Below are 20,908 nucleotides of genomic sequence, written 5' to 3'. Positions count from 1 at the left end.
ATTCTATACTGTAAAAGTAGTATTTTTGTCCCATGTCTCAGCAATTAAAAGCTTCTGTAATTATCAGCACATATAATCAGCCAAATTGGTTAGAGTTGGTATTGTATAGTTACCATCTACAAACCATAAAAGAGTTTGAAATTATTATAGCCGATGATGGTTCTGATAATAAAACAAAAGCTGTTATAGATACTTTCTCCGAGAAAACACAAATAAGTGTTACACATCTATGGCAAGAAGATAATGGTTTTCAGAAAACAAAAATCCTTAATAAGGCTATAGTTGCTGCTAGTTCCGACTATTTGATATTTACTGATGGCGATTGCATTGCACGTAATGATTTTGTTGAAACACATCTTAAATTAAAAAGAACAAACTCGGCTTTATCTGGTGGATATTTTAAACTCACTAAAGCGATTTCGGATAAAATCACAAAGGATAGTATTAAGCAGCAAAAATGTTTTGATACGAATTGGCTTTTAGCAGAAGGTCAACCAAAATCATTCAAATTAAATAAGTTAACGACTTCTAAAAAAAAGGCGGCTTTTTTAAATTGGATTACACCTACCAAAGCAACCTTTGATGGGATGAATGTGTCGTGTTATAAAAAAGATATTTTAGCCGTTAATGGTTTTGACGAACGCATGCAATATGGTGGTGAGGATAGAGAAGTAGGAGAGCGTATGATGAATAACGGTATAAGATTTTTACAGATACGTTACAGTGCTATTTGTTTACATTTATTTCATGAGCGGCCTTATAAAAATGAGGAAGCAGAAAAGTTTAATAAAGAGATAAGAAAGATAACGAGAAGCACAAAGTCTACTTACACAAATTTCGGAATAAAAAAGCACTAGTTATTTTGATGCCTTACCAAATTTAGAGTTCATTTTTAAGCGTCTTAAGAAAGAGAGTTTTCGCTTTTTAGGTACGCCATGCTTTTTAATGTAAGTTTCTGTCGCTTCAACCATGCGCTGCGCGGAAAGACCATCTTCGTAAGGATGAAACTGCTGTTTTATTAACCTACGCTTCTCTGCAAAAACGTCTTCTTGAAGGTTAGATTTTACAAGGTGTTCGAGTTGCGAATAGTCGTCTGTATTTTCCCAATTAATCGTTTCGGAAATATTATTAAAAGTAATTACAGGTTTATCCAAGAGGATAAACTCGTAGATAACAGATGAGGTATCGCTAATTAAGAGGTCAGAAATCAAAAGAAACTTGATAATATTTTTTTCTTCTTGAAATAGAATATTTGAAACTTCCTTTGCAAGCGACTTATAGGCGTCTATCCATTCTTGTGCCATCAAAGGATGAAATTTTAATAATATCAAATAATCCTTGTTATCTGCTAATTGCTTTAATTCGTCTAATAGAAATGGAGCAGAAGTTAGCTTTGGCGAAAATGTTGGCGCATATAAAAGAATTTTTTCAGCCTCGTATTCTCTTAATAATAACAATTTATCATCATTGTATTTGTTTTTGTCTTTTCCGTAAATATCAAGTTTAGGCCAACCCGTTTCAATGACATCAAAATCTTTATGTATTTGACTTAGTTCCTTAAACCTATCCGTAAAATATGGGCCTTGAGTAAGATATAAATCGAAATAATGTCTAATTCTAAAGTGACCTTTTTTTTCTCCGGCCAATCCATGAAATATTTGCACTTTAAGACCTCTTAAATAATGAGGAATTTCATTACCAGGTACAAAAATAGCATCTGCTTTAAAAGCCTCTAAGTCTTTAATTTCCGAAGTATATGCATCTTCAGAGTAGGGAAAATCGTTTCTTATTTTATCAGCTACAAACCAGATAAACTGATAATCCTTATGGACCAAAACCTTTTTTATCGGGTTCAGTATCCCGAAGGCGTAATTATTTTGACAAAAAAGAATGGTTTTCATTTAAAGCATGTTATTTACATTCTCTAAATCTTCGACAAAATCAATCTCCATACAATTGTATTTAGAGATGTCAATAGCTTTGATTTGAAGTTGGTCTTTTTCTATGGCTAATTCTAAACCACGCTCAAAGTAATCGTTATCATCGCACTCTTCTAGACGTGTTATAAAAGTCTGAATATCATTAGAAGAAATAAAATTAATACCAACAGCTTCGCCCAGACCATTTTCAACGGTTTTAGATAGCTGGTTTATGTATCCGTTTTCTAAGGTGTATTTTACTTCCTCGTCCGCTACTTTGCTGGTATTTACAGCAACAAAAGATTGATTTTTTTCAATAGCAGGCATCAAGATATCCAATAGCTTTTCGTCAAAAACCACATCGCCATTAAACCACAAAACCGATTGGTCTTTTTGTTTTTTAAGAGCTTTTAAAAGACTTTTAGAGGTATTTGTTCTATCAAAAAATGGATTGTAAACATAGGTCAACTCTGGGAAACGTTCCATGATTAAGTCTTTTTTAAATCCTACAACTACATTTATATCGTCTATATCAAAACGCGATGCAATGTTTTCAGTTTGCATTTGCATAATACTTTTTCCGTTTTTTAGCGGTGTTAGTGGTTTTGGAAAGGGGTTACCTAATCTAGATCCTATTCCGGCTGCAAGTATTATAATTTTCATTTGATATAGTTTTTATTTAATGAGATTTATTGAATAGTTTTTAGAAATGCTAAAAGCTTTTCTCTAAAGTATTCGGGCTTAAATTTTTTATATAAATTTTCAACATCTTTTGAGCTATTAGCAGCCTCATGAATTTGGTCATTATAGTCTTCTAGATGTACAGCAACATGCTTTTTAGTCTCGGATGCTCCAAACCAGTTTTGTTTCTTTAAAACTGGGTTAAAGATAGTAAAGGTTGGGATATCCAAAGCTTTTGCCATATTTACGGCGCCACCTTCGTTACCAATTAATGCATCACAATTCGCTGTTATAGCTAAAAACTCTCGAAGGCTTTTTCCGTAGATATCAAAAAAGATGTGTTTTTGTGTTGCCTTGTTGCAAAAGTTAAAAATAGCTTTGGCTTCCTCTTCTTGTTTAGGGATATAATTGAATAATAGCTGAAGATTTAAAGTTGCCTCAGTAAGGTAGTCCAAACATTTAGCCATGTATTCTGCTGGGTAAGTTTTTTTTGGACTACTACCTAGAACGCTTATCATGTATGTTGGGTATTGCAAGTTTAAACCTTGTGCTTGCAAACTCTGCTTAGCCTCTTGCTTTTCTTTTTCAGTTAGATATATTTTTGGTAAAATCGGAGAAAACGAAATTCCTAAAGGTTCTAGCAATTTCATTCTATTTTCTAAAGCTAAACTAGAATTATATTCAGGTGTCTTTTTTCTTTCGACAATAGTATTATAAGCCAATGGCGTGTAATACTTACGATAACCAATTCTAATTTTAGATTTTGATAGGTAGGTTAGTAGTAGACTACTAATTTTTGCATAGACATCAATAACAATATCATACTTTTCGCTTTTAATTGTCTTTCCTAGTTTTATAAGATGTCTTATGGCCTTGTGCTTGGGCTCAAAAAATACTATTTTGTCTATAAACGGATTATTCTGAACTACAGGAAAAGTATGTGAGTTAATGAGGTAGTGTAATTCGCCGTCTGGATATTTTTGTTTAAGTGCTTCAATCAGAATACTAGACGTTAAAACGTCTCCAATCATTTTCTGTTGAATTACCAAAATCTTCATTTTGGCAAATTTCAACTAAAAAAAACAAATCCCAAAATCCATGCTTTAAAACTTCGGATTAAGGGATTTTATTTTGTCTTTTGAAGCGAGAAGATTCTAAACCGCAACATCATATTCTCTAAGAGCATCATTAAGCGATGTCTTTTTATCTGTACTTTCTTTGCGTTTTCCTATAATTAATGCACAAGGTACTTGGAACTCACCCGCAGGAAATTTTTTGGTATAACTTCCAGGTATAACAACAGAACGTGCAGGTACGCGACCTTTCATTTCAACGGGTTCATCACCAGTAACATCTATAATTTTAGTACTCATGGTTAAGACCACATTAGCACCAAGTACGGCTTCTTTTTCAACACGAACACCTTCTACAACGATACAACGGCTTCCGATAAAAGCACCATCTTCAATAATTACAGGAGCAGCTTGTAAAGGCTCTAAAACACCACCAATACCAACACCGCCAGAAAGATGTACATTTTTGCCAATCTGCGCACAGCTGCCAACTGTCGCCCACGTATCTACCATTGTACCTTCATCTACGTATGCACCAATGTTAACGTAGCTTGGCATCATAATTACACCGCTAGAAATATAAGCACCGTGGCGAGCCACGGCATTAGGAACAACTCTTATACCCTTTTTGGCGTAGTCTTTTTTTAATGGCATTTTATCGTGATATTCAAAAATACCAGCCTCAAGTGTTTCCATTTTTTGAATAGGAAAATAAAGGACTACAGCTTTCTTTACCCATTCGTTAACTTGCCAGTCATCTTTAACAGGCTCGGCAACACGAAGTGTGCCTTCATCTATAAGATTAATAACACTTCTTATAGCATCTATAGTCACCTGGTTCTTTAAGAGTGAACGGTCATTCCATGCGTTTTCTATAACCGATTGTAATTGTTGCATAATCTAAATTTTAGATGTCAAAGATAAGGGCATCAAAAAATTTTATAAAACTATTTTGAAAAATTTGTGAGTAAATGTTTGATGTGTGAAATAGTTAACGCTAAAAGCTTGAAGTTGGAAGAAGGAAGTAGTCATCTTTATGCTTCTAACTTCCAGCTTATATCTTCGCGCTTCCAATTTCAATGACTATCTTTGCGGCATATATGGGAAGACTTTTAGCAATAGATTACGGTACTAAACGCACTGGTATCGCTGTTACAGACGAATTACAGATTATCGCATCTGGTTTAACAACTGTCGATACATCTAGTTTGGTAGCATTTTTAAAGGATTATATATCCAAAGAAACTGTAGATAAAATAATTATTGGTTTGCCCAAGCAAATGGACAATGCGGCCTCAGAAAGCGAGGTGTACATTCAAAAATTCTTGATAAAATTAGAGAAAGAAATTCCTGAAATTCCAGTAGAACGTGTGGACGAACGCTTTACATCGAAGATGGCTTTTCAAACGATGATAGATAGCGGGCTTAGTAAAAAACAGCGACGTAATAAGGCTTTGGTGGATGAGATTAGTGCCACACTTATTTTGCAAAGTTACATGGCTGCGCAATAAAGATTATTAACTATTGCTTAAAACGTATCAATAATATATTAAGAATTGTATTTTTGCATCCGTAAAAAATTAAAAAGATGATTTTACCAATTGTAGCTTACGGTGACCCAGTCTTAAAGAAAAAAGCAGTGGAAATTGATGCGAGCTATCCAAATCTTAAAGAACTCATTGCCAATATGTACGAAACGATGTATGGCGCATACGGTGTTGGTTTGGCGGCGCCTCAAATTGGATTGGCTATTCGTATGTTTTTGGTAGATACATCGCCTTTTGCCGAAGATGAAAGTTTTTCTAAAGAAGAACAAGAAGAATTAAAAAATTTCAAAAAAACGTTTATCAATCCTGTCATTCTCGAAGAGGAAGGTGATGAGTGGGCATTTAACGAAGGCTGTTTAAGTATTCCGGATATACGAGAAGACGTATTTAGGCAACCTAAGATTAAGATTCAATACCAAGATGAAGATTTTAATACGTACACAGAAGAATATGACGGATTAATAGCCCGTGTTATTCAGCATGAGTATGACCATATTGAAGGAATTTTATTCACAGACAAACTATCATCGTTTAAAAAACGTTTGTTAAAAGGAAAGTTACAAAACATTTCTAAAGGAAAAATTAGAGCAGATTACAAAATGCGTTTCCCTGCAATGAGCAGAAAACGTTAAAAATATACACATGAGTTTAGATAAAATATTATCAATTTCTGGTAAGCCAGGATTATACCAAATCGTTACGCAAACACGTACGGGTGCTGTTGTAGAATCGTTAATAGACAAAAAACGTATCACTGTTGGTGCGCACAGTAATATTAGTATCCTTAGTGAAATTGCTATTTACACATTAACAGAAGAAGTGCCATTGCGTGAGGTCTTAAAAGCTATTAAGGTTAAATACAACGGCGAACAAACAGCTATAAGCCATAAAGCAAGTAAAGACGAACTTGAAGAGTTTTTCTTTGACATCTTACCAAATTACGATGAAGACCGTGTTTATGCTTCGGATATAAAAAAAGTGATTCAGTGGTATAATATTCTTCAAAAAAATGCGCTGTTAGAAAGTCTTGAAGAAGAAGAAACAGCCGATGTTTCCGAAGAAGAATAGGTATGCAGAGTACCAATCGCGATGCGTCGGGATTGAGTGAATCGCTTACACTGAGCTTGGTCGAAGTGTTGTATTAAAGATTTTTTGAATAAAAAACTAAGTTTTTATCATGTCCACCAGAGACGACCAATTAAAAGCCTTTAACCGTTTGTTAACCATTATGGACGAGTTGCGAGAGCAGTGTCCATGGGATAAGAAGCAAACAATGGAATCGTTACGTCATCTCACCATAGAAGAGGTTTACGAGCTCGGTGATGCTATTCTAGATAACGATTTAGACGAGGTTAAAAAAGAATTGGGTGATGTGCTTTTGCATATAGCATTCTACTCCAAAATTGCTAGTGAAACCAAAGATTTTGATATCGCTGATGTATGCCATAGTATTTGTGACAAATTAGTAGACCGACATCCTCATATCTACGGTGATGTTCAGGTTAAAGACGAGGAAGAGGTTAAGCGTAATTGGGAGCAACTGAAATTAAAAGAAGGTAAAAAAAGTGTTTTAGAAGGTGTCCCAAAAAGTTTACCAGCTATGGTAAAAGCCAACCGTATACAAGATAAGGTAGCTGGTGTTGGTTTCGATTGGGAAAAACCAGAACAAGTTTTTGAAAAAGTAGAAGAAGAGCTAGCCGAACTCAAGGCAGAAATTGCTTCAGGAAATAAAGACCGTATCGAGAGTGAATTTGGAGATGTGCTCTTCTCCATGGTTAATTATGCACGTTTCTTAAAAGTAAATCCAGAAAACGCTTTGGAGCGCACTAATAAGAAGTTTATTAAGCGCTTTCAGTACCTAGAAGCAAAGTCTAAAGCACTGAATAAGTCTTTAAAGGATATGACCTTATCCGAAATGGATGTCTTTTGGGAAGAAGCGAAGAAACTTTAATTTCTATTTGCCTAAAATTTAAGTTCGAGCGGTAGCTGAGAATACGTTAGAGCTATGACTAACGAGACTCGTCGACTCTCGTTCGAAATGATGTAAATTGTTAAAGTTTTATCGTTAAAAATCCAAATTAAAATTTAACTCGTAACTATATTGAAGCCTAGTAATAAGGGTTTCATTTTTGTAGAATCTTAATTATTGTTTAGCGGTTTTAATTAAGGTTAATTTAGTTTAGTTAGGGCAAAACCCATCCGTCAATGGCGGATGGGTTTTGAATGTTATAATACTATTCTTCCTCGTCTGTAGAGTACATCGCACGCACACGTTTTAGCTTACTTTTCCATGTGCTCAACTCTGTTTTGTGCTTAGCGATGTTTTTATGAACCTCTTGTACCAATGGATTATCATCGTTTACATTAGAGAAAAATTGAAGATTGTTTTCTAATTGATTAATTTGAGCTTTGACATCATCAATTTTTTTACGGATAAAATTTTGCTCATTGTCGAGTTGGCGTGTGCTTTCTCCACCTGAGATATTCTCTAATCGACCTTCGAAACGAATCATGTCTAACTTGGATTTTTCCATTTTAATATTGTCGAAGGCGTTATCCACAGCTTTATAGAACTTACCATCAATAAAGCGTTTGTTTTGTGGCACATGACCAGCAGATTTATAGGTTTTTACAATATCCTGAAGCTTAGATACATCGGCTTTTACATCATCAGAAAATTTAAAGTCCTTAATCTTATCAAGTAATTTTACTTTTTTGTCGAAAGCATCATAAAGTTCCTGATTTTCGGCTTTACGTTCTGCATGCATACGGTCGAAATAGTGATTGCAAGCATTTTTAAACTGTTTCCATATTTTATCAGAATCTTTTCTTGGTACATGACCAATAGCTTTCCATTCGTTCTGAATTTTCTTCATCAATGGTGTTACAGTCTTAAAATCGTCACTATCTTTATTATCTTCTGCTATTTTTATTAACTCTAATTTTTTCTGAAGGTTAGCATATTGGTCTTTCTTCAGGTTTTTGTAAAATTTGTTTTTACTACGATTAAATTCTCTTACAGCATCTTTAAATTTTTTCCAAGTTGCTTCGTTATTTTTTAATGGTACTTTTCCTGCATTGAAGAAGGCCTCGCGTAAAGTTTCCATTTCTTTAATACGCTTTTGTAAAAGGCCGTGCGATACGTTTTCTTTTGTATTAAGCGCCTTAATCTTATCAATAATTTCTTCTTTGCGTACTAAATTTTTCTCGTAGGCTTTGTCTAAATCGGCATAATAGGCTTGACGCTTATCATGTATAATTTTTGTAGCATTACTAAAACGCTCCCAAATCTCTTCACGATGTTCTTTAGCAACAGGGCCTAATTCTTCTTTCCAGAGTTTGTGTAGCACTTGTAATTCTCTAAAAGAATGATTTACATTCTCTTCGGCAGCTAATTCTTCAGCCCGCTCAATGATTTTTAATTTTTGGTCGTAATTGTGCTTAAAATCCATATCGCGTAAGTCGCGATTAAGGTGTAAAAAGTCGTAAAAGCGTTCTACATGATGGTGATAGGTATTCCAAGCGTTGTTATATTTATCTCTAGGAATAGGACCAGCATTTCGCCATTTTTCTTGGAGTTCTTTAAACTGTTTGTAGGTCTCGTTCATGTTCTCCTCGATACCCACAAGGCTTTTAATATCCTCGATGATGGCTAAGCGATTATCAAGATTTTGCTTTAGCGTTTCCTCGCGATTTTTATAATAAGCGTTGATGCTTTGTTTGTATTCTTTTACCGCAGAATTGAATCTCTTTTTTGTGTCGTTAGAAAAGTAAAAATCTATTGGATTACCGCCATCTTCTATAAATTGCTCTTTCTTTTCTTCTAAAAGTTGACTGAACTTGGCATTAAATTCAGACTTTATCTCGTTAACGTGAGAAGAAATGGTTTGTATTTTATTGTTTTTAAGAAGTTTTTCAAACTCAGAAACTAAGTCGTCCATGCTCATAGCATGGTAATCTTTATCTTCTAGTTTATGGCGTTCTGCATTGGTTTCGTCTTCGGCATCTTCTGCATTAGAGCTGTCTATTTCCTCGACATGTGCCTCATTAGGTTTAGAAGGTTCTTCTATTACAGGTTCTTGATTTTCTTCGACCTCTAAATTTGTTTCTTGTTTTGGTGTTGACGCTGCTTTTACAATTTCAACCTCGTTTTTTCCATCTGCATTTTGCAGGTTATCTATCTCAGACATTTTTTAATGTTTTTAAATGTGGATGCTAAAGATAATAAAAGGCTAGTAAATACAAAGGATTTAAGCTTTAAACAATGCTTGTTGTTAAGCCATTAAGAATTCCAGATAGCCCAAGATTTTTCAGCTTGTAATTCTAGCATTTTTAGCCCGTTAATGGTCTTAGCATTTTTATAGGCTCCAATGTTTAAAAATTTTGTTTCTTCTGGATTGTAGATTAAATCATACAGAATATGATTATGCGTAATACCGCCATACGGAATATCTGGGCATTCGTTTATATTAGGAAAAGTCCCGACAGGAGAACAATTTATTAGTACAAGGTGCTTTTGAATAATTGTATCAGTTAGGTCTGAATACGTGTAAGTAACACCTTCTTTTTTACTTCGGGAAACAAAATAATAGTCGATACCAAGTTTACTTAATACGTAAGCGATAGCTTTAGAAGCGCCTCCAGTACCGAATATCAGCGCTTTTTTATGGTGCTTTTTTAAATGAGGTTGTAGTGAGTTTTTAAAACCGTGGTAATCGGTATTGTAGCCAATGAGTTTTCCTTTTTTAGAAATCTTAATGGTGTTAACTGCGCCTATTTTTTTTGCACGTTTGTTTAATTTATCGAGATGTGGAATTACAGCTTCTTTATACGGAATTGTAACATTAAGACCCTTGAGATTATCCGAATTTGTTATTACAGAAGGGAATTGGGAAATGTTCTGTAAATCAAAATTTACATAGGTGTGAGGAAGGTTTTCAGCATGGAACTTCTTAGCAAAATAGCCACGTGAAAAGGAATAGTCGATATCTTTTCCTATCAATCCAAATTTATACTTTGATTCTTTTGGTGCGTTGTCCATACCATTCGAGTGCTAAAACTATTAAAATGCCAAGTAAAATATAAGCTATGGCAATGTAGGTCTCTGTATTTAATTCTGGGATAAATCGTTTGTAATTTTCTATTATTGGCGCTCCAGTAGAGTCGAGAATTTGCTGACCGTCTGGACTTGTTTTAAAAACTGTGGTTTTCCATGGCCAAACAACACCTAAAGACCCAATTATAAAACCAATAATGGTGGCAAGTGTTATGCTTTTATAGTGTTTTAAAATATAGTTTAGAATGTGAGAAAAAGTGACTAAGCCAGTGACAGAACCTAATGTAAATACCGTTAAAACTTTTAGCATTCGCATTCTGGCTTTATTGTAAATAAACTCAAAATTACCTGAGAATATATCGGCTATTGTATCATATAGCGCATTCACAGAATCGACTAACAACAAAACATAATTTCCTAATAAAATTAGAATAAAAGACCCTGAAAACCCTGGAAGTGTCATGCCAGAGACACTAATTATGCCGCAGAAAAACACGAAAAACAGGTTGTCGTTTTCTGTAGCTGGGTCTAAAAAACTAATACTAACTCCTACAATGGCACCGATAATTAAAGCGACTATAGTTTTAGAATTCCAGTCTTTAAAATCTTTATTTATGTAATAAATTGAGCCTAGAATCATACCAAAAAAAGTGCTCCATACGTAAAGTTCGTAATTAATAATCAGATAGTCTAGTAATTTAGATACACTAAAGTAACTGATAACTATTCCTAGAAATAAAAGAAACAAAAACTTTCCGTTTACATAATTATAAAAACTTTTGAAACGCCCGTTAAATAGTAGCTTAAAAGCTGTTTTATTAACGCGTTGTAAGGAGTGAATAAATTCTTCGTAGAAACCTGCAACAAATGCAACCACACCACCTGATACACCTGGGACTTTATTAGCCGCGCCCATGGCAAGGCCTTTAATTACTAAAAATACACGGTCTTTAAATGAGCGAGTACTTTCCATTTTATTCGGGTTTGGTTAGGATTTGCTTTTTTGTTCCTAATCGTTCTAGAATAAGAATGGTGAAAAAGCCGACGGCCATAAATACTATTGCGACCAATAATTTATTATCACCTTCAAAATGGTTAGGTAGAATGCTTTGTTCTAAAAGTGGTACTTCTATACCGTCAGAATTTAGTCTTGTAGTCATTGTTTTTTTCCATGGCCATATCTTATTTAATGAACCAATCATAAATCCTGTAAGTACCGCAAGAGTAATATTTTTTTTGTGTTTAAACATCCAATTTAAAACTTTGCTAAATACTTTTATTCCGACAACGGCTCCGATTGCCAGTAAAACAAAGTTTAAAAAGGCGTCTTTAAATAAATCCATATTGCCAGTAAACAAACCATCTCTTAAATTGTTAATTGTATCAATTGCTGTTTGGTATGCACCAAGAATTAATAAGATAAATGCGCCAGACACACCAGGCAAAATCATGGCAATAATAGCGATGAATCCGCAAAACAATAAATAGTAAGGACTATCTGGCGATGCGAAAGGTTCTGCCAATGTTATAAAGTAAGAAATTATAGAGGTTATAACAATTGCTACAACAACCAAAAATGACCATTTTTTTATTTGTTTAGCAACATATAAAACGCTAGCTAAAACTAATCCAAAAAAGAAAGACCAAAGTAAAATGGGTTCGTTTACTAAAAGCCATTTTATAGCTTTGGCAAGTGACAAAATACTTATGGCAACACCAGAAAATAATGCTAAAAGAAACGAGCCGTTTATAGACGTCCAGGCAGTTTTAAATCCTGAGTTTTTCCAAATTTTAAAGAAGCCCAGATTAAGATTATCTATACTTTCTATTAGCTCCTCGTAAATACCAGAAATAAAAGCAATAGTGCCACCAGAGACACCAGGTACCACATCTGCTGCGCCCATAGCAAGGCCTTTTAATGTAATAATGAAATAGCTAAAAAAGCTGCGTTGCATAATTTATTTTAAAAATGAAACGCTAAGGTATGGATTTTTAGGTTCAAGATTTTTTAGAACTCGAAATAACCTCTCTTACGGATTGCCTATTTATAATGTTTGGAAATAATTCTTCTAAAATAAAATCGTAATCACTATTTAAACGCAATGCATTTTTAAGGTGATAACGGCCTTTATCATTTTCCATTAATTTAAAATACAAACCACCAAGTCTATATTCAATTTCTTCTGATTCAGGGTAAAATTCTATAGCTTGAAGTAAATTATAAACAGCACCTTCGTATTCGCCAAGTTTAATAAGAATATCAGTTCTGTTAATCCAAGTTTCTAACTCATAATTCCCTAAATCTAGTGTACGTTTAAAACCATGTTCGGCCTCTTCTAAGAAATTAAGACGCAGATTAATTTGCGCGTAAAGCTTCCAATACAATACATTATCGTTGTCTATATTTACAGCTTTTCTAATGTAATGTAATGCTTTTTGATAATTCTGATGTTTTGTGTAAAACTTAGTAATTGCTATCCAGCCTTTGTCTAGTAGCGGGTCTTCTTCAACGGTGCGATTAAAAAACTGCACGGCTAAATCGTTTTCTCCTAATTTTTCATAGCAATAACCAATTCTAAGCAACGCGAAAGATGTCGGGTCTTCTAAGGCAAGGGTAATTTTATAATTTTCAATAGCCTCGTTATATTTTTTTTGTTTCTCTAAAACTTTTCCTTTTTCTAGATAGGCGCCAATAAATGTATCGTCGGAAATAATTGCAAAGTCAAAAGCAGCACTGGCTTTGTTATAGTCTTTTAATCCAAAATATTGTCTGCCTAATTCGTGCCAAGCGACCTCGCAATATGGATTACCATCTAGATAAGAATTTAAAAAATCAATGGCTTCTTGGTTTTTGTCGAGAAAGTCAAAGCAATAAATTACGTTATGCAAAGCAGAGTAATCTGTTTCATCTACTTCTAAACATTTTTTAAAATAGATGAGGGCATTTTCAAACTGGTCTAAAAACAAATATTCCATGCCGATAAGGCCATATAAGTCGCCATCATCTTGAGGTGAATTAGATAAATCTAAAGCCATAAGTAGTGCACTTATTGCTTTTTCATGCTCATCTTGTTTTGATAAAACATTTGCTTTTTGAATGAAGATTTCTTCGTTATTTGGTTCTAAATAATGAAGTTCTTCAAGTAGAATATTAGCGTCATCAAACTTATTTTCTAAAACTAGAATTTCAATTTTAAAGAGACGAAGATTTATAGAGGTAGGATGCTGTTGAAGCCCCAACTTAATCGCTTTTTTTGCAAGGCCTATCTTGCCATTTTCGAGATAGTGATTGATAATATTTTCAAATTCGTTTGAGTCAAAAAATAGTACGTCGTTAGTTTTCAGCATAGACTCAAACTTTGTGAGCGACATATTATTAAAATTTTCGTTTTGACTATACTCCATAGGCAGATGTAATATTCAACAAAATAAATTTAGTGTTCTAGTTTGAAGTTTGAGGTTTATGTACTCAATGTTTTTAACAAATTAATTAACATTTATTTTGTTGTAAGCGCAATAGTTATACCACAAGTTGTATTATTGAAATAAAAGGCAATTTAAATCTGGTCCAGGATTGAAGTGATAATGTTGCACCCTTTTATTATGTCGTCTTTAGAAATGGTAAGCGGAGGTGTTATCCGAATAGCTTTAGGCTCAAAAAGTAACCAAAATAGTATAAGTCCTTTGTCTTTAGCTTTTAATATTACTTCATTTGTAATATCTGCAGATTCGGTAAGCGCCGCGAGCATCAAACCTCGACCTCTTATTTCTTTAACTTTTGGATGTTGAAGATGCTGTCTTATTAGTTTTTCTTTTTCTAATGCTTGTGACATAAGGTCAGAGTCGGTAATCTCTTTAAGCGTTGCTAATGCTGCAGCTGCGATCACTGGGTGGCCGCCAAAAGTCGTAATGTGTCCTAATTTTGGATTATCTTTTAAACTATCCATCATTTCTTTAGAGGCTGTAAATGCACCGATTGGCATTCCGCCACCTAAACCTTTTCCCGTCACTAAAATATCTGGGACGCAATTATAATTCTGAAACCCGAAGAGTTTACCTGTACGTCCAAACCCAGGCTGAATTTCATCTAAGATAAGTAAGGCGCCAACAACATTACATTTTTGCTGCACCTTTTGTAAATAGTTATCATTTGGTTCTATAAAGCCAGCACCACCTTGTATGGTTTCTAAAATTACAGCAGCGGTTTTCTCGGTTATTTGATTTAAACACCATTCGCAATTAAATGCGATGTGCCTAGTGTCTGGTATCAGAGGTAAAAAAGGACGTTTACGCTCGTGATAATCCATTAAACTAAGCGAACCTAAAGTATTGCCGTGATAGGCATTTTTTGCTGAAATGATTTCGGAACGACCTGTATAACGGCGAGCAAGCTTTATACTACCTTCAATGGCTTCCGTACCAGAATTAACCAAATATGTGGTATTTAAAGATTCTGGTAAGTGCTTTGCTAAAAGTTTGGTGAGTTCTACAGCTGGCTCTTGGATATATTCGCCATAAACCATAACGTGTAAGTACTTATCAAGCTGGCTTTTAATGGCCGAAACGACTTTTGGATGCCGATGACCTAAAGGTGTTGCCGAAACTCCTGCAACAAAGTCTAAATGCGCGTTTCCTTTTGTGTCATAAATATAGCTTCCTTCAGCATGGCTTATTTCCATAGCTAAAGGATGCGGTGTTGTTTGCGCTTGATATGTAAAGAAATCCTCTTGCATATTAGTTACCTGATGCTTTCTTGGCCTCTTTTTTTTCTGTGGGTTTCTTTTCTGGGATATTTCTGGCAGCTTTATTTTCTTTGGTACTATCTTTTGGTTTTGCGGCTTCAACACGTTCTCTGATGCCTTCGTCAAAGAAATCTTCAGGCGGTATGTAATCATCTAGGCCTTTAATTCTTTTTAATTTTAAAGGTGGGTCATCCTTAAAAAGGTCTTCTATACTATTTGGTCGTTCGTCTCCGCGCCAATCAAAACCTCTTAGTCTATTTGCATTTTTAGGAAAAAGCGATTCTGGACTTAAATCGCCATCTACTTTATTTATTAGCCGAATCTCATCTACATTATTATCGCTAATTTTAATATTAATGCTTCCAGACTTGGATTTATTAATACCAATCAGTTCGCCCTCTTCATTTCTGGAGTAATAAATAACTTCAGCATTTTTAATAATATCAACGTTATAAAGTTCATTATCCTTAAAGAGACCAATAAGTTCTTTGCCTTTTGTTTGGTTAAAACCATCAGTGCTAATTGTGTCTTTACTAACCAAAAATGCATTATAAAAGACTTTTAAAGAGTCTAACTTTTCTGTTTTTACATCAGAAATTAGATGAATGGTATCACCCGACATTTGGTTGTCAATATTCCATAAAACAGGTTTACGTTTTGTAGCAAAAGGGTCTTTAGAGCTAAATCTAGAAAGATTTATCATCTCTGTTAATCCCGTTTTATGGTCTACGTGGATTGAGTCGGCCTTACCTGCTAAATCACTTTTATAAATTTTGGCATTATAATAAGCGCGTGTAATTCTATGTTCTTCTGGTCCAGTTAGCATTAAGGTGTCACTGTGCATGTAAATAGAGTCTTTTTCTTGTAAAGTAATAGCTAAGGCTCTTCCTGTAATAAACAATGAATCTTTTGCTTTCCAAACTTCGGCGTAGTTACCTTTTACAATACTGTTATTAATAGTGTCTGTGACCTTTATATTGTTTGTGGCAGATGCAAAATTAAGTTTACGATCAAAATACATACTATCGCCTTTAATTTCGCGGTCATCATAATCGATTTTTGCATTTCGCTCAAAATAGCCAAAGTCCTCTTGAGTGTCGTAAAACCCGCGTTCGCAATAGATGTTGTTATCTTCTCCTGTTATTGTCGAAGGCCCAAAGATATAGGCATGACCAGAATCATTAAAAAAATCGAGTCGTTTTGTTTTTAGCGTGTATTCTGGGTTTACAAGGACGACACTATCGATAAACTGATATTTTTTTGGCGTCATATAGTAGCGTCCTATTTTACTAGTGATTGTACCAGATGAATCTCTTACAACTTTGCCAGAGGTATCGTAATAAGCCTGTTGTTTTGTGCGGTCGAAATATAATTTGTTAGTGGTTAGCGTAGAAGAAGGCTCTTTTAAAACAACCTCACCACGAGCAAAAGCCAATTCTGTTTTACCGCTATACTCTACATATTTAGCTGTCATGGTAATGGTATCGCCTTGAACCATGCGTACATTGCTAAATGCTTCTATAAAATCTTGATTTTTATACCAGACTGCCTTATCGCAGTACAAATTAACACCGTTGTGGACAAAGTGTACCTGCTGCTGATTATCTCTTAGAAAGGTAAAAGCACCTTCTTCGGTGGTTTTGTCCTTATAACTTTTACCACTGTAGATAATTTCTAGCTTATCTTTTTTTTGTGAGAAGCCAAATGTTGTAAACAGACAACAGAAAAGTAATATGGTAAATTTGAATGTTTTCAAAACTTTGTATTTACTGACTAGTAACCGATTTACTTTTGCTTTAGTATCAGTTAACAGTTTTTTTAACAGCAATAAAGCAAAGTTCTTTTTTTACGTTCTATGAATCGTTTGCTTTCTATCTGGTCCTACAGAAACTACAGTAATTGGAATGTTCAATTCTTTTTCTAAAAATTCTACATAACCATTAAGCGCTTCTGGTAATTGTGAAGCTTCGGTCATACCTGTTAAATCAGCATCCCAACCTTTAATTTCAGTATAAATAGGTGTTACATTTTGGTCTTCGATATTATAAGGAAGGTGTGTAATAGTCTCACCTTTGTATTTATAGGCTGTACAAACTTTTAAGGTTTTGAAACCAGAAAGTACATCTCCTTTCATCATAATTAATTCTGTAACGCCATTAACTTGGCAAGCGTAACGTAATGCTACTAAATCTAACCATCCACAACGTCTTGGTCGACCCGTAGTTGCGCCAAACTCATGGCCAACACGTCCCATAGTTTCACCATCTTCATCAAATAATTCTGTAGGGAATGGACCGGAACCTACACGCGTGGTGTACGCTTTAAAAATACCATACACCTTACCAATTTGGTTTGGAGCCACACCTAAACCAGTACAAGCACCTGCTGCCGTTGTGTTAGATGAGGTGACATACGGATACGTACCAAAATCGATATCTAAAAGCGAACCTTGTGCACCTTCAGCTAGAATGGATTTTCCAGAGGCTTGTGCTTGATGGATATATTCTTCAGAATCAATAAACGTTAATGATTTAAGGGTTTCTACAGCAGCAAAAAATTCGGTTTCTAATTCTTTTAAATCATATTGAATATCAACGTTGTAAAAATCAATCATTGCTTGATGCTTATCTGCTAAAGCTCTGTATTTCTCTTTCCAATCAGCTAATTCAATGTCTCCAACACGGATACCGTTTCTCCCTGTTTTATCCATATAAGTAGGGCCAATGCCTTTTAGGGTAGAGCCAATTTTAGCTTTTCCTTTTGAAGCTTCACTAGCAGCGTCTAATAAGCGGTGAGTTGGCAAAATGATATGCGCTTTACGAGAGATTAAAAGCGACTTTTTATAATTGACATCTTGCTCATCTAGCTTATCTAATTCTTTCTTAAAAATAACAGGATCTATAACAACGCCATTACCAACTAAATTCACTGTGTTATCATGAAAAATACCTGATGGTATGGTATGTAACACGTGTTTTTTGCCATTAAAGACTAATGTGTGTCCTGCATTAGGACCACCTTGAAAGCGTGCAATAATATCGTATTTAGAGGTTAGTACATCGACAATTTTTCCTTTGCCTTCGTCACCCCATTGTAAACCTAGTAGTAAATCTACTGCCATTATATGTTAGTTTGTTTTGTTTTTGCGATTGCCATAGAAATAAAGTGAGTGGTTATTGATTTCTATATCAAAAACCTCTTCTATGGTTTTTTTTATGGATTGAATACGTGGGTCACAGAATTCTATAACCTCACCAGTATCTGTAAGTATAACGTGGTCGTGCTGTTTATCGAAATAAGACTTTTCGTAATGTGCTTGGTTCTGCCCAAACTGATGCTTACGAACTAATGCACAGTCTAATAGTAACTCGATTGTATTGTATAACGTAGCACGACTAACACGATAGTTTTTATTTTTCATTTTGATATATAACGATTCAATATCAAAATGTTCTTCACTGTCGTAAATTTCTTGAAGAATAGCATAACGCTCAGGCGTTTTTCTATGCCCATTTTCTTCTAAAAAATTAGTAAATACCCGCTTTACTATTTCTTGATTACTTTCTTCTGTATTTGTATTCATAATAAGGTGTAAATTTAAACAAAATTGTAGCAAATGTGAGATAATTATTTACTAAAAAAGAAAAGAAATCAACAAGTTTTCAAGGCATTTCTAGACACGTGTAACCTTATCGATACCGTTTATTTTCTTAAGGTTCTCCATAAGTTTTTTTAACATGGTTTGGTTTTTTACCACTACAGTAATTTTTCCTGTAAATATGCCATCATCACTAGAGAAATTTAAACTTTTCATGTTAACGTGCATATTCTCTGAAATAACTTTTGTAACGTCATTAACCAATCCTAAATCGTCTAATCCTGAAAGGACAATTTGCGAGGTATATTCTTGCTGTGTAGAGTCAATCCATTTTGCTTGCATGATTCTGTAAGCATAATTAGATTGCAAACTCACTGCGTTTGGGCAATTTTTTTTATGAACCTTGATGCCGTCATTTATGGTTAGAAAGCCAAATACAGAGTCTCCTGGAATTGGATTACAACATTTGGCCAAAGAATAATCTAACTTTTCTTCCTCTTTACCAAAAACAAGCATATCGTATTTAGAGGTAATCTCGTTTTTATCGATATCCTTTGATGGTTCTGGGCGTCTAATTTTACTCTTTATATAGCTAACAAATGCATTACTACGCGATGCTGCATAATTTTTAAGCATGGTGTTATCTATTGTGCCTAATCCTACACGATAGAATAAATCTAAGGACGTACTTAGCTTAAAATAATTAACGAGTTCGTTTACGGATTTCTCGTTAAGTGTAATTTTTAACTGCTTTAGTTTTCTTCGAAGAATCTCTTTCCCTTCTTCGGCCATTTCTTTTTTATCGGCATTGAGATAGGATTTTATTTTGCTTCGAGCTCTTGCTGTTGTGGCATAGTCAAGCCAGTTACTGTTAGGTTTGGCATTTTCGGAGGTTAAAATTTCCACACGGTCACCGCTAGTAAGCTCTTGACTTAACGGAACAAGCTTTCCGTTTACTTTAGCGCCACGAGTTTTCATACCAACTTCGGTATGTATACTAAATGCAAAATCTAATGGTGTGGCACCTTTTGGTAAAGATTTTAAATCGCCTTTAGGCGAAAAGACAAAAATCTCTTTAGAATATAGGTTTAGTTTAAATTGTTCTACGAAATCTACAGCATCAGCTTCGTTATTTTCTAAGGCTTCTTGAAGACGATTTATCCACAAGTCAAGACTATCTTCTTTTTCGCTTTCATTTTTGTATTTATAGTGGGCAGCATAGCCTTTTTCGGCAATTTCGTTCATGCGCTGGCTACGAATTTGTACTTCGACCCAACGCCCTTTTGGACCAACAACAGTAATATGTAATGCTTCGTACCCTGTTGATTTAGGAGACGATATCCAATCTCGTAAACGTACTGGATTAGGTGTAAAGTGGTCTGTTACGATGGAATAAATCTTCCATGCTAAAAACTTCTCATTCGGTAAATCTGATTTATAGATTATTCTAACCGCAAACTTGTCGTATACCTCTTCGAAAGAAACGCCTTGTTTAAGCATTTTACGGCGGATACTAAAAATAGATTTCGGGCGACCTTTAATCTCGTATTCGAGACCTTCTTTATCGAGCGAATCTTTTATAACTTTAGAAAAATCTTGGATGTAAGCATCTTGTTCTTCCTTACTATCTTCAATTTTACTAAGTATATCATTATAGACTTCGGGTTCAGTATATTTTAGTCCTAAATCTTCAAGTTCTGTTTTAATGTTATAAAGACCAATTCTATGGGCTAGTGGCGCATAAATGTAAAGCGTTTCTGAAGCTATTTTTACTTGCTTATCGTCGCGCATAGAATCCATAGTTTGCATATTGTGCAAACGGTCAGCGATTTTTATGATAATTACACGGACGTCTTCGTTAAGCGTTAACAACATTTTTCTAAAATTCTCCGCTTGTAGAGACACATCCATGTCCTTTTTTAAGGACGATATTTTTGTTAATCCATCTACAATTCTTGCTACAGTTTCGCCAAAAAGGCGCTCCATGTCTGCAATGGTATAATTAGGATTATCTTCTACTACATCATGAAGCAGGGCAGCAGCAATACTCGTAGCATCAAGACCAATTTCTTGAGCAACGATTTTGGCAACAGCTATAGGATGAAAAATATAGGCTTCGCCTGACTTACGTCTTTGGTCTTTATGCGCATCAACGGCAACCTCGAACGCATGACGAATTAGTTTTTTATCCTCACGAGTTAAGGTCTGATAGCTTACTTTTAATAGTTCTTTGTAAGCTTTAGCAATCGCTGCATTTTCTTGTTCAATAGCTTCTTCAGTCATATAACTAAA

At 34.6% G+C, this 20,908-nt stretch carries 19 protein-coding genes; 5 read left to right on the top strand and 14 right to left on the bottom strand.

The window, feature by feature from the left end; all coding sequences use genetic code 11:
- Positions 1-32: 32 nt before the first annotated feature.
- On the top strand, positions 33-857 hold the full coding sequence (locus DFQ05_RS09905; RefSeq protein ID WP_132705255.1) for a glycosyltransferase family 2 protein: 825 nt from the start codon (positions 33-35) through the stop codon (positions 855-857).
- Here the strand turns inward: DFQ05_RS09905 and DFQ05_RS09900 are convergent, their stop codons facing one another.
- The 4 genes from DFQ05_RS09900 to DFQ05_RS09885 all read right to left on the bottom strand — a co-directional run bounded on the left by DFQ05_RS09900 (position 858) and on the right by DFQ05_RS09885 (position 4,570).
- Positions 858-1,901, bottom strand: a complete 1,044-nt coding sequence (locus tag DFQ05_RS09900; protein ID WP_132705254.1) for a CDP-glycerol glycerophosphotransferase family protein — start codon at positions 1,899-1,901, stop codon at positions 858-860. It abuts the gene before it with no gap.
- Positions 1,902-2,582 (bottom strand): phosphocholine cytidylyltransferase family protein, encoded by a 681-nt coding sequence (locus DFQ05_RS09895; RefSeq protein WP_132705253.1) that lies wholly within the window; start codon positions 2,580-2,582, stop codon positions 1,902-1,904.
- 26 nt (positions 2,583-2,608) lie between these two features.
- The gene (locus tag DFQ05_RS09890; RefSeq protein ID WP_132705252.1) at positions 2,609-3,658 is read right to left on the bottom strand and encodes a glycosyltransferase family 9 protein; all 1,050 of its coding nucleotides are present in this window, start codon (positions 3,656-3,658) and stop codon (positions 2,609-2,611) included.
- 96 nt (positions 3,659-3,754) lie between these two features.
- Positions 3,755-4,570, bottom strand: a complete 816-nt coding sequence (locus tag DFQ05_RS09885; protein WP_132705251.1) for a 2,3,4,5-tetrahydropyridine-2,6-dicarboxylate N-succinyltransferase — start codon at positions 4,568-4,570, stop codon at positions 3,755-3,757.
- 203 nt (positions 4,571-4,773) lie between these two features.
- Here DFQ05_RS09885 and ruvX point away from each other — a divergent pair, with 203 nt between their 5' ends.
- The 4 genes from ruvX (at position 4,774) to mazG (ending at position 7,171) form a co-directional block, all read left to right on the top strand.
- On the top strand, positions 4,774-5,184 hold the full coding sequence (gene ruvX / locus DFQ05_RS09880; RefSeq protein WP_132705250.1) for a Holliday junction resolvase RuvX: 411 nt from the start codon (positions 4,774-4,776) through the stop codon (positions 5,182-5,184).
- A 77-nt stretch (positions 5,185-5,261) separates the two neighbouring features.
- Positions 5,262-5,852 (top strand): peptide deformylase, encoded by a 591-nt coding sequence (def, locus tag DFQ05_RS09875; RefSeq protein ID WP_132705249.1) that lies wholly within the window; start codon positions 5,262-5,264, stop codon positions 5,850-5,852.
- A gap of 10 nt (positions 5,853-5,862) precedes the next feature.
- Positions 5,863-6,288, top strand: coding sequence for a DUF5606 family protein (locus DFQ05_RS09870; protein WP_132705248.1), 426 nt, complete (start codon positions 5,863-5,865; stop codon positions 6,286-6,288).
- A 109-nt stretch (positions 6,289-6,397) separates the two neighbouring features.
- Positions 6,398-7,171: a nucleoside triphosphate pyrophosphohydrolase gene (mazG, locus tag DFQ05_RS09865; RefSeq protein WP_132705247.1), complete on the top strand. Its 774-nt coding sequence runs from the start codon at positions 6,398-6,400 to the stop codon at positions 7,169-7,171.
- Between the two features lie 283 nt (positions 7,172-7,454).
- Here mazG and DFQ05_RS09860 read toward each other — a convergent pair whose 3' ends face one another.
- The 10 genes from DFQ05_RS09860 to DFQ05_RS09815 all read right to left on the bottom strand — a co-directional run bounded on the left by DFQ05_RS09860 (position 7,455) and on the right by DFQ05_RS09815 (position 20,899).
- Complete coding sequence (locus DFQ05_RS09860) at positions 7,455-9,410, bottom strand: DUF349 domain-containing protein (RefSeq protein ID WP_132705246.1); 1,956 nt, start codon at positions 9,408-9,410, stop codon at positions 7,455-7,457.
- Between the two features lie 92 nt (positions 9,411-9,502).
- Positions 9,503-10,261, bottom strand: coding sequence for a shikimate dehydrogenase family protein (locus DFQ05_RS09855; RefSeq protein WP_132705245.1), 759 nt, complete (start codon positions 10,259-10,261; stop codon positions 9,503-9,505).
- The gene (locus DFQ05_RS09850; protein ID WP_132705244.1) at positions 10,230-11,249 is read right to left on the bottom strand and encodes a DUF368 domain-containing protein; all 1,020 of its coding nucleotides are present in this window, start codon (positions 11,247-11,249) and stop codon (positions 10,230-10,232) included. The genes DFQ05_RS09855 and DFQ05_RS09850 overlap by 32 nt, the downstream gene beginning before the upstream one ends.
- 1 nt (position 11,250) lies before the next feature.
- Positions 11,251-12,231 (bottom strand): DUF368 domain-containing protein, encoded by a 981-nt coding sequence (locus tag DFQ05_RS09845; protein WP_132705243.1) that lies wholly within the window; start codon positions 12,229-12,231, stop codon positions 11,251-11,253.
- Between the two features lie 43 nt (positions 12,232-12,274).
- Positions 12,275-13,681, bottom strand: coding sequence for a tetratricopeptide repeat protein (locus DFQ05_RS09840; RefSeq protein WP_132705242.1), 1,407 nt, complete (start codon positions 13,679-13,681; stop codon positions 12,275-12,277).
- A 152-nt stretch (positions 13,682-13,833) separates the two neighbouring features.
- Complete coding sequence (locus DFQ05_RS09835; protein ID WP_132705241.1) at positions 13,834-15,009, bottom strand: aspartate aminotransferase family protein; 1,176 nt, start codon at positions 15,007-15,009, stop codon at positions 13,834-13,836.
- 1 nt (position 15,010) lies between these two features.
- Positions 15,011-16,774 (bottom strand): OstA-like protein, encoded by a 1,764-nt coding sequence (locus tag DFQ05_RS09830; protein ID WP_132705240.1) that lies wholly within the window; start codon positions 16,772-16,774, stop codon positions 15,011-15,013.
- Positions 16,775-16,864: 90 nt separating this feature from the next.
- Positions 16,865-18,139 carry an adenylosuccinate synthase gene (locus tag DFQ05_RS09825; protein ID WP_132705239.1) on the bottom strand — a complete coding sequence of 425 codons (1,275 nt, stop codon included), beginning with the start codon at positions 18,137-18,139 and terminating at the stop codon, positions 16,865-16,867.
- A gap of 6 nt (positions 18,140-18,145) precedes the next feature.
- Positions 18,146-18,601 (bottom strand): Fur family transcriptional regulator, encoded by a 456-nt coding sequence (locus DFQ05_RS09820; protein ID WP_132705238.1) that lies wholly within the window; start codon positions 18,599-18,601, stop codon positions 18,146-18,148.
- 90 nt (positions 18,602-18,691) lie between these two features.
- Positions 18,692-20,899: a RelA/SpoT family protein gene (locus DFQ05_RS09815; RefSeq protein WP_132705237.1), complete on the bottom strand. Its 2,208-nt coding sequence runs from the start codon at positions 20,897-20,899 to the stop codon at positions 18,692-18,694.
- Positions 20,900-20,908: the final 9 nt, after the last annotated feature.

This window comes from Winogradskyella wandonensis (assembly GCF_004346845.1).
GTDB classification, from domain to species: domain Bacteria; phylum Bacteroidota; class Bacteroidia; order Flavobacteriales; family Flavobacteriaceae; genus Winogradskyella; species Winogradskyella wandonensis.
Note: the sequence above shows the minus strand (reverse complement) of the source record. Positions and strands in the feature narration are given on the sequence as shown.

Excerpts from the sequence above, each read along its gene's own strand:
- DFQ05_RS09905 (WP_132705255.1), top strand. The coding sequence starts at position 33 with ATGTCTCAGCAATTAAAAGCTTCTGTAATTATCAGCACATATAATCAG.
- DFQ05_RS09900 (WP_132705254.1), bottom strand. The coding sequence starts at position 1,901 with ATGAAAACCATTCTTTTTTGTCAAAATAATTACGCCTTCGGGATACTG.
- DFQ05_RS09895 (WP_132705253.1), bottom strand. The coding sequence starts at position 2,582 with ATGAAAATTATAATACTTGCAGCCGGAATAGGATCTAGATTAGGTAAC.
- DFQ05_RS09890 (WP_132705252.1), bottom strand. The coding sequence starts at position 3,658 with ATGAAGATTTTGGTAATTCAACAGAAAATGATTGGAGACGTTTTAACG.
- DFQ05_RS09885 (WP_132705251.1), bottom strand. The coding sequence starts at position 4,570 with ATGCAACAATTACAATCGGTTATAGAAAACGCATGGAATGACCGTTCA.
- ruvX (WP_132705250.1), top strand. The coding sequence starts at position 4,774 with ATGGGAAGACTTTTAGCAATAGATTACGGTACTAAACGCACTGGTATC.
- def (WP_132705249.1), top strand. The coding sequence starts at position 5,262 with ATGATTTTACCAATTGTAGCTTACGGTGACCCAGTCTTAAAGAAAAAA.
- DFQ05_RS09870 (WP_132705248.1), top strand. The coding sequence starts at position 5,863 with ATGAGTTTAGATAAAATATTATCAATTTCTGGTAAGCCAGGATTATAC.
- mazG (WP_132705247.1), top strand. The coding sequence starts at position 6,398 with ATGTCCACCAGAGACGACCAATTAAAAGCCTTTAACCGTTTGTTAACC.
- DFQ05_RS09860 (WP_132705246.1), bottom strand. The coding sequence starts at position 9,410 with ATGTCTGAGATAGATAACCTGCAAAATGCAGATGGAAAAAACGAGGTT.
- DFQ05_RS09855 (WP_132705245.1), bottom strand. The coding sequence starts at position 10,261 with ATGGACAACGCACCAAAAGAATCAAAGTATAAATTTGGATTGATAGGA.
- DFQ05_RS09850 (WP_132705244.1), bottom strand. The coding sequence starts at position 11,249 with ATGGAAAGTACTCGCTCATTTAAAGACCGTGTATTTTTAGTAATTAAA.
- DFQ05_RS09845 (WP_132705243.1), bottom strand. The coding sequence starts at position 12,231 with ATGCAACGCAGCTTTTTTAGCTATTTCATTATTACATTAAAAGGCCTT.
- DFQ05_RS09840 (WP_132705242.1), bottom strand. The coding sequence starts at position 13,681 with ATGGAGTATAGTCAAAACGAAAATTTTAATAATATGTCGCTCACAAAG.
- DFQ05_RS09835 (WP_132705241.1), bottom strand. The coding sequence starts at position 15,009 with ATGCAAGAGGATTTCTTTACATATCAAGCGCAAACAACACCGCATCCT.
- DFQ05_RS09825 (WP_132705239.1), bottom strand. The coding sequence starts at position 18,139 with ATGGCAGTAGATTTACTACTAGGTTTACAATGGGGTGACGAAGGCAAA.
- DFQ05_RS09820 (WP_132705238.1), bottom strand. The coding sequence starts at position 18,601 with ATGAATACAAATACAGAAGAAAGTAATCAAGAAATAGTAAAGCGGGTA.
- DFQ05_RS09815 (WP_132705237.1), bottom strand. The coding sequence starts at position 20,899 with ATGACTGAAGAAGCTATTGAACAAGAAAATGCAGCGATTGCTAAAGCT.